The 12,329-nt window shown below is 43.8% G+C and carries 13 protein-coding genes, 1 tRNA gene and 1 rRNA gene; 10 read left to right on the top strand and 5 right to left on the bottom strand.

What is annotated here, in order from left to right:
• Positions 1-15: 15 nt before the first annotated feature.
• On the bottom strand, positions 16-699 hold the full coding sequence (locus EIZ58_RS27065) for a class I SAM-dependent methyltransferase (protein ID WP_134704104.1): 684 nt from the start codon (positions 697-699) through the stop codon (positions 16-18).
• A 148-nt stretch (positions 700-847) separates the two neighbouring features.
• Between EIZ58_RS27065 and EIZ58_RS27070 the strand changes: the two genes are divergently transcribed.
• The 7 genes from EIZ58_RS27070 to EIZ58_RS27100 all read left to right on the top strand — a co-directional run bounded on the left by EIZ58_RS27070 (position 848) and on the right by EIZ58_RS27100 (position 7,720).
• Positions 848-1,648 carry an inositol monophosphatase family protein gene (locus EIZ58_RS27070; RefSeq protein ID WP_134704105.1) on the top strand — a complete coding sequence of 267 codons (801 nt, stop codon included), beginning with the start codon at positions 848-850 and terminating at the stop codon, positions 1,646-1,648.
• A 110-nt stretch (positions 1,649-1,758) separates the two neighbouring features.
• Positions 1,759-2,178 carry a preQ(1) synthase gene (gene queF, locus EIZ58_RS27075; protein ID WP_134704106.1) on the top strand — a complete coding sequence of 140 codons (420 nt, stop codon included), beginning with the start codon at positions 1,759-1,761 and terminating at the stop codon, positions 2,176-2,178.
• A 5-nt stretch (positions 2,179-2,183) separates the two neighbouring features.
• On the top strand, positions 2,184-2,396 hold the full coding sequence (locus EIZ58_RS27080; protein ID WP_134704107.1) for a YqgQ family protein: 213 nt from the start codon (positions 2,184-2,186) through the stop codon (positions 2,394-2,396).
• Positions 2,397-2,561: 165 nt separating this feature from the next.
• Positions 2,562-4,943, top strand: coding sequence for a transglycosylase domain-containing protein (locus EIZ58_RS27085; RefSeq protein WP_167577997.1), 2,382 nt, complete (start codon positions 2,562-2,564; stop codon positions 4,941-4,943).
• Positions 4,944-5,045: 102 nt separating this feature from the next.
• Positions 5,046-5,360 (top strand): hypothetical protein, encoded by a 315-nt coding sequence (locus tag EIZ58_RS27090; protein ID WP_134704109.1) that lies wholly within the window; start codon positions 5,046-5,048, stop codon positions 5,358-5,360.
• Between the two features lie 112 nt (positions 5,361-5,472).
• Positions 5,473-6,186 carry a pseudouridine synthase gene (locus EIZ58_RS27095; RefSeq protein ID WP_205672365.1) on the top strand — a complete coding sequence of 238 codons (714 nt, stop codon included), beginning with the start codon at positions 5,473-5,475 and terminating at the stop codon, positions 6,184-6,186.
• 61 nt (positions 6,187-6,247) lie between these two features.
• A complete protein-coding gene (locus tag EIZ58_RS27100; RefSeq protein WP_134704111.1) occupies positions 6,248-7,720 on the top strand; it encodes an alkaline phosphatase family protein in 1,473 nt (490 codons plus the stop codon).
• Here EIZ58_RS27100 and EIZ58_RS27105 read toward each other — a convergent pair.
• Positions 7,712-8,377, bottom strand: coding sequence for an endonuclease/exonuclease/phosphatase family protein (locus EIZ58_RS27105; protein ID WP_134704112.1), 666 nt, complete (start codon positions 8,375-8,377; stop codon positions 7,712-7,714). The two genes, EIZ58_RS27100 and EIZ58_RS27105, sit on opposite strands and share 9 nt — an antisense overlap.
• 82 nt (positions 8,378-8,459) lie before the next feature.
• Positions 8,460-8,663: an alpha/beta-type small acid-soluble spore protein gene (locus tag EIZ58_RS27110; RefSeq protein ID WP_134704113.1), complete on the bottom strand. Its 204-nt coding sequence runs from the start codon at positions 8,661-8,663 to the stop codon at positions 8,460-8,462.
• Between the two features lie 311 nt (positions 8,664-8,974).
• Here EIZ58_RS27110 and EIZ58_RS27115 point away from each other — a divergent pair, with 311 nt between their 5' ends.
• On the top strand, positions 8,975-9,166 hold the full coding sequence (locus tag EIZ58_RS27115; RefSeq protein WP_134704114.1) for a hypothetical protein: 192 nt from the start codon (positions 8,975-8,977) through the stop codon (positions 9,164-9,166).
• A gap of 58 nt (positions 9,167-9,224) precedes the next feature.
• On the opposite strand, the gene ilvD is transcribed toward EIZ58_RS27115, so the two are convergent.
• Entirely contained in the window at positions 9,225-10,910 is a 1,686-nt protein-coding gene (gene ilvD, locus EIZ58_RS27120) for a dihydroxy-acid dehydratase (RefSeq protein WP_134704115.1), read from the bottom strand.
• 88 nt (positions 10,911-10,998) lie between these two features.
• Positions 10,999-11,385, bottom strand: coding sequence for a hypothetical protein (locus tag EIZ58_RS27125; RefSeq protein WP_134704116.1), 387 nt, complete (start codon positions 11,383-11,385; stop codon positions 10,999-11,001).
• 469 nt (positions 11,386-11,854) lie between these two features.
• Here EIZ58_RS27125 and EIZ58_RS27130 point away from each other — a divergent pair.
• Both EIZ58_RS27130 and EIZ58_RS27135 read left to right on the top strand, forming a co-directional pair.
• A tRNA-Leu gene (locus tag EIZ58_RS27130) sits at positions 11,855-11,939 on the top strand.
• Positions 11,940-12,159: 220 nt separating this feature from the next.
• Positions 12,160-12,329, top strand: a 23S ribosomal RNA gene (locus EIZ58_RS27135); the annotation flags it as partial.

Genomic DNA, 12,329 nt, shown 5'->3' on the forward strand with positions numbered 1-12,329 from the left:
TCCTGTAGGGACTTCCTATATTTTTTGCAGGACGAATAGCCACATGAAGGTTAGTGCTTGTTTTAGTTCGAGTGATAAAGGGCCTAGCTGCTCCTCTTTTACCCCACGCTTATAGACTCCTTCTTGGTCGATGATGCGAAAACCGTTATCCTCTACAAGCCGAGCACATTCCCAAGGCATCATGGTATTGCAGATGACCTCTTCTCCATATAGGCGGTGGTAGCTGTGCTGCCTAGGTGCCGCTGTCGGACCCAGAATCCCTAAGCAGAGGATTCCGCCAGGTTGAAGGACTCGCCAAAGCTCCTTTAAGCCGCTTAATGGGGATTCGACCCACTCCAAGCAATTAATCGAGAGGACCGCGGAAAAGGATTCAGCTGAAAAAGGAAGAGAGACAATGTCTGCTTGGGCAAAATCTAGAGTCAGCTCTTGTCCTTTTTTCAATTTAGCTTTCTCGATCATATCTTCTGAAATATCGACCCCGATAGCATCGTATCCCATCTGAGCAAGCTTCCATGTTCCATAGCCATCTCCACAGCCTGCATCCAACATCCTCCCAGAAGAGGGAACGGCGTGCTTCGAAAACAAGGGGATAATGGTTTTTCTGCTTCCTGTTTCCCACATCTCTCGGCTGTTTTGGTGCCAGTTACTAGACATGCGATTCCATTGCAAGGCGCTCTCTTCATGCCATTGAAAACTCATACGCTTGGATTCCCCCATTTTGGATAGATACGTGATCTTTTCGCCGCTTGTCCATTGGTTTCCTTTAATATTTTTTATGTCTGCAGCAGGTTTTTTTAAAAAGACAAGGGAATAAGATAAACATACAGGAAGAAAGGGCGGGCTTACGATGTGTGATTTTAACCAGATGTTTGAACAGGCAAAAGCATGGGCGATCGAGGCGGGAAAATTAAGCTTAGCGAGATTGGAATCTCCGATCCAATTTACATACAAGTCGTCTCCATCCGATCTGGTGACCCATGTGGATAAAGAAGTGGAAGAGTTCCTTGTGAATATGATCTTAAAGCATTATCCCGACCATGGCATTGTGGGGGAGGAAGGAACCTTCGAAAGAGATCCAAAGGACTTTGAAACCCTATGGATCATCGATCCCATTGACGGAACAACCAATTTCATTCACCAAAAACTAAATTACGTCATTTCTATTGCTGTTGTCCATCAGGAAGTCGGCATGATCGGGATTATCTACGATCCTTCACGAGATGAGCTATTCTGCGGGAGAAAAGGAGAAGGAGCCTATTTGAATGGGCAGCGGCTGCGCTTAGAACTTCCCGTAAAGCAGCAGGAAGCCCTCATCTGCACCAGTCTTTTCTGGAACCAGCGAGCAGAAAAGTACGGTCTCGAAAAAGTGGTTTATGACCTGCCAAGGACATGCCGAGGAATTCGCGTATACGGTTGTGCCGCTTTAGAAATGGCTTATGTTGCAGCGGGGAGAGTCGACGCTTATGTGAGTCTGCACTTGAATCCTTGGGACTTTGCTGGGGGCAAGGTGATACTCGAGGAGGCAGGGGGAAGCGTGAGCAACCTGGAGGGAGAAGAGCTTTCCTTTTCAGGAGCCAGTACGGTGGTAGCAAGCAATCCTTTCTTATATCCTGAATTAATGGCTTACATGAAGCAATCTTTTAACTAAATTATTCTGGTTGCATTTGTTATAAGAATGTCGCATAATTACTTTGGGTTATTGCCGCTCCTAAGAGAGCGGTTTTTCACATGTATATCTATAGAGGAGGACCTTAGGAAATGGCGAAGGTTGAACATAATCATGATAAATATAAAGGAATCCGTTTTGATATCCAAGATGAATCTGTTATTTTAGTTGATATTCTTGAAACCATTCCATATGAGTATGTCGGGAAGAAAACAGAAGTAATGATCCCAACCAACGAGTTTACCTCTGTTTGCCCTTGGTCTGGACTGCCAGATTTTGCGGATATCAAAGTTACGTATGTTCCTAATGAGCAATTAATTGAAATGAAGTCTTTAAAGTATTATCTAACTTCCTACCGTAACGTAGGAATCTATCAAGAGCATGCTACAAACCGCATTCTTAACGACTTAGTCAAGTGCTGTGATCCGTTGTATATGAAGATCGATGCGGATTGGAATGCACGCGGCGGACTTGGAACGAAAGTGGTTGTTGAATATACGAAAGAAGGGTAAGTCTCATGAGACCGATGTCCTTTATTGAGGTGAAAGAACTGCTAAGGGCATTTGGAATCGTGATCTACACCGGTAATGCCCTGGGAGATTGCATCCTTATGGAAGATGAGCTGAAGGAGCTTCATGAAGCGGGTCTTCTTGGCGATCCGGATATTTTTCGGTCATCCTTATTGGCCATTCGAAAAAGAAAGTCTGAGCTAAATGAAAGTCCCTACTAAAAAGAAGGTACACTACGTACCTTCTCCTTCTTTTTTCACCCTAAAAAAAATGAAAGGCTCTACGAACATTTTATAGTGCAAAGAGTGAAACTTTTTTGGCCTCATGCAGTAAATAACTATGGATAGACGTAAAGAAGAATGATCAGTCTGTCAGGGGGGAGAGAAATGAGGAAAAAAAAGAAACATAAGCCAAAGATTTGGAAATGGTTGGGTATCCTAGCCGCGCTCACCATTTTGCTTGTTGTCGGAGGATGCGCTGCTATGTTTTCCATCGGAAGTGCGCTCGTAGATCAAGGAAAAGTCAAAGAACAAATTGAAAGCTCAATTCTGTATGACAATCAAGAACAAGAGATATACCGTCTTTACGTGGAGGATCGGGAGTATGTGGAATACCAAGAGATTCCCCCGATGATTGTGAGCGCGTTTGTGAATGTGGAAGATGAGCGTTTTTTTACCCACCGAGGGGTAGACGTTATCGCGATTGGTCGAGCGCTATATAAGGACATTCGTGCCGGCAGTAAAGTGGAAGGTGCCAGTACGATTACCCAGCAGCTGGCCAAGAATGTTTATTTGACCCACGAAAAGTCAATTTGGAGAAAGACAAAGGAAGCTTTGATTGCACTAAACCTGGAACAAAACTATTCAAAAGAGCAGATCCTTGAATTTTACTTGAATGAAATCTTCTTTGGACATGGGGTATACGGAATTAAGGCCGCCTCAAAGTATTATTTTGGCAAGGATGATCTAAACGAGCTTTCGCTTGCGGAAGTGGCGACTTTAGCGGCTCTTCCTAAAGCACCGAATAATTATTCTCCTATTAATAATTATGAAAAATCTCTCGAACGACGTAAGGTTGTGCTGGCTCTCATGGAGCGCAACGGTTCCATTACGAAAGAAGAGCGGGAAGCAGCAGCCGAGGAGGAATTGACCTTAGTCGGCCGGGGGAAAGGAAATCAAGAGGTCCGTGCCTACGTTGATTTTGTACTAAAAGAAGCCGAAGACAAGTTTGGCATTACGGAGAATGAGCTTTATCGCGGAGGATATAAAATTTATACGGAATTAGATCCACAGGCCCAAAATGCCATGGTAAAGGCCTTTAATAATCCGGACTTATTCCCGAAAAGCAAATCAGTTGATCCCGTGCAGGCAGGGATGGTGATTACGGACCCTAAGAGCGGGGGCATCGTTGCGATGATGGGAGGCAGGGATTACCAAGCAAAGGGAACGAACCGTGCCCTGACCAAGCGAAGCCCAGGCTCCACCTTTAAGCCATTGGCGGTTTATGGGCCAGCGATGGAACAGGGCTGGAATCCTTATGACATGCTCCGAGATGAAAAGATGACTTTCGCAGGCGGGTACAGCCCAAGCAATTGGAATGGCGATGGATACCTTGGGCAAGTGTCCATGTATGATGCATTAAAACGCTCGAAGAATGTTCCAGCCGTTTGGCTATTAAATGAAATTGGTATGGACACAAGTTTTCGTTACCTCGACCGATTTGGAGTTTCTTACGATAAAAAAGCGGATCGTCAACTAGGGATTGCGCTCGGAGGACTGACTCACGGCGTATCTGTTTTAGAGATGGCAAAGGCATACGGTGCGTTTGCCAACAATGGAGTGGTTGTGGAGCCTCATGCCATCGCCCAAATTCAAGATCGCGAAGGTACAATTGTTGAAGCTGCTCCGGGGACCACTACCGTGGTTACGGATCAAACCGCTTATTACATGACGAAGATGCTACAGGCTGTTGTGAACGAGGGAACCGGAACAAGAGCCAAAATGAACCGCCCGGTAGCAGGTAAAACGGGTACGACCCAGATGGAAGGAACCAAAGGCGGTAATCGTGACGCTTGGTTCGTTGGCTATACTCCGGAATATGTGGGTGCGGTTTGGATGGGATACGACTACCCTAACTCGAAAACCAACTTTCTGACCGATGGTAGTGGCATTCCAGCTAAGTTCTTTAGCGTTGTAATGACCGAAGCGCTAAAGGGACGGGAAGTGACCTCCTTTACGAAACCTAAGGGGGTTAAAGAATTACAGCCTCCTGTTAATCTTGCGCCGATTCAGGATTTGCAGCTTCAGGATCTTATGGGGTCTGTGAGTTTAGCCTGGTCACCGATTCAAGATCAACGCATTCTTTATCGCATCTACCGATATGTTGGGGATCCAGCCAACAAGGAGTTAATTGGCGAAACGGAATACAGTGAATGGATGGATATGAATGTGGCTTCCCAAGAGCCTATTTATTATTATGTAGTACCTGTTGATACTCAAAATCGCAGAGAGGGTTCTCCTTCCAATGTGGTTTCGTTTATGCCTGCTGTAGAGGAAAACCCTGAGCATATCCCACCGGTCGATGAGGAGCAGGAGCCGCCAGTTGATGAAGAGGTAGCACCAGTAGATCCGAACCAGGGGAATGGGAATGTACCGGATCCAGCGTTGCCGATTCAACCGAGTCCGACCCCAACTCCGACACCAGCACCAACAACGCCACCTGTAGAAACGGATCCGAATCTACTAGAGGCTCCAGTACCTAGTGGTTAATCTTGTATTCCCATTAATTTATTGCGAATAATTTTTTAAAACATTCGATTTTCTTCATCAAGATGTAATATAATTAGAAGAAAGCACATGGGAGGGAACAGGATGTCCATTCGAATTGACCAAGACATTACGAATTTCTTTCAAGATAGGATCAATAAGGCTAAGACGTCTTTTGAGCGTACGATTGATTGTAAACACACGGAGTTTGATGACCTTTATCCGTATATGAGTGAACATCCTCAATTCTTCTGGTATAAAAGATATGTTGCTTGGCAGGAGCTTCTAACCCTTGCGGGTATCGCTGAGGATCTGGGCCTAGACTGGACGACTGGATTTACGGATAAACAAGTTGTATTTGTAAAGGGAAAAGTGCTTGAAGCAAAAGTTCTTGATAATTGGTACCCAGAGGAAGAATAAGAGCTAAAAGGGTAATCCTGCCGGATTACCCTTTTATTTTGCCTTCCGTTCGGGAAAAATAAGGAAACCAAATAATAAAGCATACGGGAGTGGGATGAACAGTATGGCCAAAATGAGAATTGATAAACTTCTTTCCAATATGGGGATCGGAACGCGTAAAGATATTAAAAAATTTGCTAAAGATGGTTTGGTACAGGTAGATGGAAAGGTGGTTAAGGATAGCAGCCAGCATGTGGATCCCGATCATCAAACCATTGAATTTGATGGAGAGGTGATTCGCTATCGGGAGTTCGTTTATTTAATGCTGAACAAGCCTCCAGGAGTCATTTCTGCCACTGAGGATTTAGTTGAAAGAACGGTGGTGGACCTGCTTGATGCCCAATACATGCCGTTTGAGGTGTTCCCTGTTGGTAGGCTCGATAAAGACACGGAAGGACTTCTTATTCTAACCAATGACGGGAAAATGGCGCATGAACTCCTATCGCCTAGAAAACATGTCCCCAAAACTTATTATGCGGACGTGGAAGGGATCGTTACGGAAGAGGATATTGTATCCTTTAAGAATGGAGTTCGGTTGGATGATGGATACCAGACCCTCCCTGCTGACCTTGTTATCCTTCAGTCCGGGGATGTGTCTCAAGTTGAGATTACGATTGTGGAGGGGAAATTTCATCAGGTAAAAAGAATGTTCCAAGCTGTCGGTAAACGGGTGAACTATCTAAAAAGAATTCAAATGGGTGCCCTTCCTCTTGACCCCGCTCTTTCTTTAGGTGAATACAGAGAATTGACGGAAGAGGAGCTTTCTCTTCTGAAAATGATGGAATAGACTGGTTAAACTTGAAGATACTATTCCATACGTGACTAAACCAAAAGGAGAAGGACTATTCGTGAAAAAAGTGATCTTCTTGATGATAGATTCCTTGATGCCTGAGGTTTTAGAGGATTGTATCAAAAATGGTCAAGCGCCGGCACTTCAATTTTTAAAAGACAGAGGGCAGTATTGGAGCCATTGTACAAGTGTGTTTCCAACCATGACAGCAACTGTGGACTGTTCCCTTATTACTGGAGAATATCCAGACCAGCATCGCATTCCAGCTCTAATTTGGTATAAGCCAGAAGAGCGCCGCATTATCAATTATACGAACGGAGCCTTGCCTGTTTTAAAGCTTGGTTTTGGGCAGTGTGCTTATGATGTTATATGTTCGCTCAATGATACGCATTTAAGTAAAAATGTGACTACGATTTATGAGGAACTCAAGGAACGGGGAAGAACAGCAGGTTCCATTAATCTTATTGCTCATCGGGGGCAAAAAAAGTACAAGATTGACCTTCCGTTTCTGCTTAAATTGGCCACTCGCTCCCGCAAGCTTGAAGATGAAATTAGTGGTCCTGAACTGTTCACCTTAGGAAGGGTAGTCCGCTCAACCTTTAGTCCCCCTTTACCTTGGGGTTGGGATGAAAGCTTTTTTCGTTCCTACGGGATCAATGATGATTTCGCCATTCGTATGCTGAAGCATTTGCTTCAGCATCAGTTGCTGCCTGATTTTACAATGGTCTATCTGCCGGATAACGATCATCAGGTACATAGAAACCCTCGGAAAGCCCGTGGCATCCTATCCAAAGTAGATCAGAAGCTTCAGTCGGTGTTGAATCAATTTTCCACATGGGATCAGGCACTCGAGGATTATATATTTATCATAACAGGAGATCACGGACAGACCCTAGTGGGTCCAACCAGTGAGCATAATGTAAACCTGGAGGAGTTATATTCCGGTTTAAACATTACTCCTTATGGAGAGAAGAGCAAGCCTGAAAACGATCTTCTCATTGCTAATAATGAGAGGATGGCTTATATCTATCCTTTGAAATCCGGGGTTATGGAAGAGATTATTGAGCGTTCTAGGCAAGACAAGCGGATTGATGTGATTGGTTGGAAGGAGAAGGATGGGGTTTGCGTTTATTCAGGCGATCGCGAGGGGAAGTTGTTTTATCGCCGAGGAGGTTCCCTGCAAGATATCTATGGAGCCTCCTGGACAGTGGAAGGAGAATGGAAGGTCCTTGATTTACAAATGAAGGATTCTTCTACGATTACTTATGGCGAATATCCAGATGGACTCGCAAGGTTATCCACTGCCTTATACTCCCAGGATATCCCAATGGTTGCACTGAGCGCTAAGCCGGGATACGAGTTTAAGTCTGCCTATGCTCCGACCCATCTTAACGGGGGCAGTCATGGGTCTTTGCATTGGAAAGATTCCACTGTACCCTTATTAATTAGTGGAGCAGGCCAGGATCAGCGCCCCTTCGAGTACCCGCGCCTTGTCGATCTGAAAAATTATATTGTTAAATTGTTATCTTAAACGCACCTTAGCTTTAATGGGATAATGATCAGAATAAGAAATATGAGAGAGCACTTCATAACTAAGGATTTCGAAGGAAGAAGAAGCAAAAATAAAATCAATTCTTTTCTTGAGAGGGAAGATAGTCGCCTGACTGTCCTTCCCTGTTTTTTTGCCGATATCCACCATATCAGGTAAAGCCATGGGATTTGTTGTATTGAAGTCACCCATGAGTATACAAGGATAAGGACAATCTACCATTATTTCTCGAATGAGTTCAAGCTGGTTCGACCGTTCCTTTCTCCCTAGTCCCAAGTGAGTGTTAAAAATATATACAGGCTGGCCTTGAACTTCTATAGCCGTTTGGAGCAGGCCTCTTTGTTCGCGTTCACTGGGCAGAAAGGTTTGGTTTGACAGAGTAATTGGAGGCTTAGTAAAGGTTGCATTACCATACAGACCATCTTTAATTTGGATATTTCCACCGAAGCTTCCATGCATGGGAAGAGCTTGGCTGAGCTCGTTAAATTGCCACCCTTGTCCAGAGTTGTTATGAACCTCCTGTAGCGCTATTATATCCGGCGACTGTTTTCGGATAAAGTTAATGATATGGTGAAGACTTGGACGGTAAAAGATCGTTTTGCCGCTGTGGATATTATAGCAGAGTAGGGTTAGCTCCATCTGAATACTTCCTTTCTATGGATCACATTAAAAAGGAAGCGGATTTCTCCGCTTCCTAGAGAAGGAGGGTTATGCCTAAAGACTAGCGGTAATTCGCTAATTGTTGCTCAGCGAACTGAACAAGACGCTTAGTGATTTCTCCACCAACAGAACCGTTAGCACGAGAAGTTGTGTCTGCTCCTAGCTCGACACCAAATTCAGAAGCAATTTCATACTTCATTTGGTCAAGGGCTTGAGCAGCTTGAGGAACAAGTTTTTGGTTGTTGTTAGAATTGTTTTGAGCCATTTCTAAATCACTCCTTTTTTGTTTTTGACCTTAAAGGCCACCAAATCAGGTTTAATCCAGAGCTCTCCACAGCGGACGTTCCAGTGGGGCGCTTGTCCCCCGTCCCTTGCTGTGGATTTTTAGTATGGCTAGTGAACGATGAAACTATGCAAGAAAGTTATCCACATTTATTAAGTCTTTACTCACAAGCAATTAACAATTTAATCACAGTTTATTCACGCTTTTCTGTGGACAAAGTATCCTTATTTTGGTATTCTGATAACACGGTCACTAAAAAGGTTCTTGTAGATTTTAGAATTGAGGAGGTTTCTATGGGTTCGTTTAAAAGTGAAATTGATGGATTAAAGGACATAGGGATCTTAAGAGAAAAGAAGGATAGGATCAAAGAATCAGTGATTAGTCCAGAATTAAATTGGAATTCCCGAATGGAGCTTTATCAACAAGTACAGATGATTAACACGAGAATTGCACAACTGTCCACACAACGAAAATCTCACTGCTAAGACTATATACATGCAAAATAAGAAACCCACCATATGGTGGGTTTTTTATTTGGGTTGTTTAGATCTTCATAACCCCGCCTGTACTTGCAGAAGTCACAAGCTTAGAATAGCGAGCAAGGTAACCCGTTTTTACTTTTGGTTCAAAACCTGGCCATGCCGCTTTACGCTGCTCCATTTCCTCATCGGTAATCTGGAGTTCTAATTTATTGTTTTCCAAGTCAATGGAGATGATATCGCCATTTTGAATAAAGGCAATTGGACCTCCCTCAGCAGCTTCTGGAGAAACGTGACCGATACTGATACCACGGCTGGCTCCAGAAAAACGACCGTCAGTTACAAGCGCAACCTTCGTTCCTAGACCCATACCTACGATTTGTGAAGTTGGAGCTAGCATCTCAGGCATTCCAGGCCCACCTTTAGGACCTTCATAGCGAATAACGACAACATGTCCCTCTTTTACCTTACCCGTTGCAATACCCTCTAAAGCTTCTTCCTGGGATTCAAAAACGATGGCAGGGCCTTCGTGCTTGGTAATTCCTGGTTCAACTGCACCTGTCTTAATTACGCCGCCTTCTGGAGCGATATTCCCGAAAAGAACAGCCAAGCCGCCTTTTGCGGAATAAGGATTGTCTAGAGGACGGATGACCTCTTTATTTAAGATATCTTGTCCAGCAATGTTCTCTGCTAGAGTTTTTCCTGTGACGGTTAAGGTATCGGTATGAAGAGCACCCGGCTTCTTGCTTAACTCGTTAAGGATAGCTGTAACTCCACCTGCATTATGCACATCTTCCATATGGTAATCGGAAGCAGGAGCAATCTTAGATAGGTGAGGCACTCTCTCCGCTACTAAATTAATTCTTTCCATGGAGTATTCAACTCCTGCTTCGTGAGCCAAAGCCAACGTATGGAGAACCGTGTTCGTAGATCCTCCCATAGCCATATCTAAAGCAAAGGCATTATCAATCGCTTTTTCAGTTACGATATCTCGAGGCTTCAAATCCATATCGATGAGGTTCATGATTTGCTTGGCTGCACGCTTCACTAATTCTCTGCGTTCCTCAGATATGGCAAGGATTGTTCCGTTACCCGGAAGAGCTAATCCCAACACTTCTGCTAAGCAATTCATAGAATTGGCTGTAAACATACCAGAGCAAGACCCACAGGTTGGGCATCCGTATTTTTCTAATTCGTCTAAGCTTTGTTGGTTGATTTTACCTGCCTGGAAAGCTCCAACACCTTCAAATACGGAAGATAGAGAGATGGAGCGACCATCGGAGGTTTTACCCGCTTGCATAGGTCCACCCGTTACAACAATCGTAGGAATGTTCACGCGCAGAGCAGCCATCATCATTCCTGGAGTGATCTTATCGCAATTCGGGATACAAATAAGTCCGTCAAAAGCATGAGCAGAAACCACAGTCTCAATGGAATCGGCGATAATTTCGCGGCTCGGTAGCGAATAGCGCATTCCGATATGTCCCATCGCAATGCCGTCATCCACTCCAATGGTGTTAAATTCAAAAGGAACTCCACCCGCTTCGCGAATCGCTTCCTTTACTAGCTTTCCGAACTCTTGCAAATGAACATGGCCCGGAATAATATCAATGTACGAATTGGCAACCGCAATAAAAGGCTTGTCCCAATCAGACTCATCCTGGATTACCCCCGTTGCACGCAACAAGCTTCTGTGCGGTGCACGGTCAAATCCTCTCTTAATGGTATCGCTTCTTAATTTTCTAGCCATTCAGTTTCCCTCCACCTCAAAAACAATTTCATATCATTCTATCAGCTTTTGTTTAAAATGTATATTTAAAAAACTTAGAAAAAGCTCTCTAAATCACCATGACCAGATTACTGTACTGTGCCACATGCTCTAGCATCTTTTTGCTCAAGGGAACAATGAAATCCATCTTTCCTCTTTCGTGTATACCTGAACGATTATAGATCTTTACCTTATCCACCGAAATTTTATAGTAATTTGATCCAAACGACGCCACCACTTGCTCTTCTTTCGGAGCGTGAGTAGAAAAAGCAACAGGACGTGTATCCAACTGATGAGGGATCATACTGATAATGTCTTGCAGTTGGATTTGATACGAATGATGTGGCTTCAGGAAAACAAGCTCCTTTGTTGTAATCGAACAGCCGAATTGACTCTTGATCTGAGAAAGCTTCAGTTCTCCTTCTAGAGACTTAACACGAATAAAATCGTTATTCATATTCATGACCTCCAGCTCTTAATAGTGTATATATTATAAATACGTTTGAATTCGAATATCATTCATTTTATCATAATAGCTGATTAATCAGCGAACGGAATAAGGGAATTCAGCCCATTAAAGCTAAAAGCTACTACGTCAGAAAAGTTTGTGAGGAATGTGCAAAGGTGGGGGAGTGGGAGCTAAAGGGGTCTGGGGAGTTGGGTGATCTATGTAAGGGACAAGTAACTGTAACAGGAGTATCTACGCTTAGCCATTAAGTTGAGAACAATTGAATCTCTCCAACAGGAGCTATTCCAGTTAACTTAATACCGCTCATCCATTTTATTAGATATAACGGGAGCTACTCTGACTAAGAAGAGGGTAAAGTAGGTAGCTCAGCTAAAAATAGAAAATTGGAAATAAACTCTTGCCTTTATCAAAAGATCATGGTAATATAATTTTTGTCGCCATAAGCGACAAACAACGTGCCGAAGTGGCGGAATTGGCAGACGCGCACGACTCAAAATCGTGTTCCGTAAGGAGTGTCGGTTCGACCCCGACCTTCGGTACCATCTACTTTTATAAGAAATTGTTCCTTGAGAAATGCAGGGAGCAAATTTTTATAAAAAATCACTTGTAATATGAATGAAACTGTGTTAAATTGTTTCTTGTCGCTTCTGAGAGCGATTGTTCTTTGAAAACTAGATAACGAAAACGTAAGTTTTCACCGTAAAAAAATGCGTAAATTAGGAAACAATCCTAAAACCTTAAGTAAGAAGCAAAACCAACTTTGGTTAAGCTACAAAGGGCGCACGGTGGATGCCTTGGCACTAGGAGCCGATGAAGGACGCGGTAAACGGCGATACGCCTCGGGGAGCTGTAAGCAAGCTTTGATCCGAGGATTTCCGAATGGGGGAACCCACTGTCCGTAATGGGGCAGTATCACCACCTGAATTCATAGG

The sequence above is a fragment of the Ammoniphilus sp. YIM 78166 genome (assembly GCF_004522215.1).
Taxonomy (GTDB): Bacteria; Bacillota; Bacilli; order Aneurinibacillales; family RAOX-1; genus YIM-78166.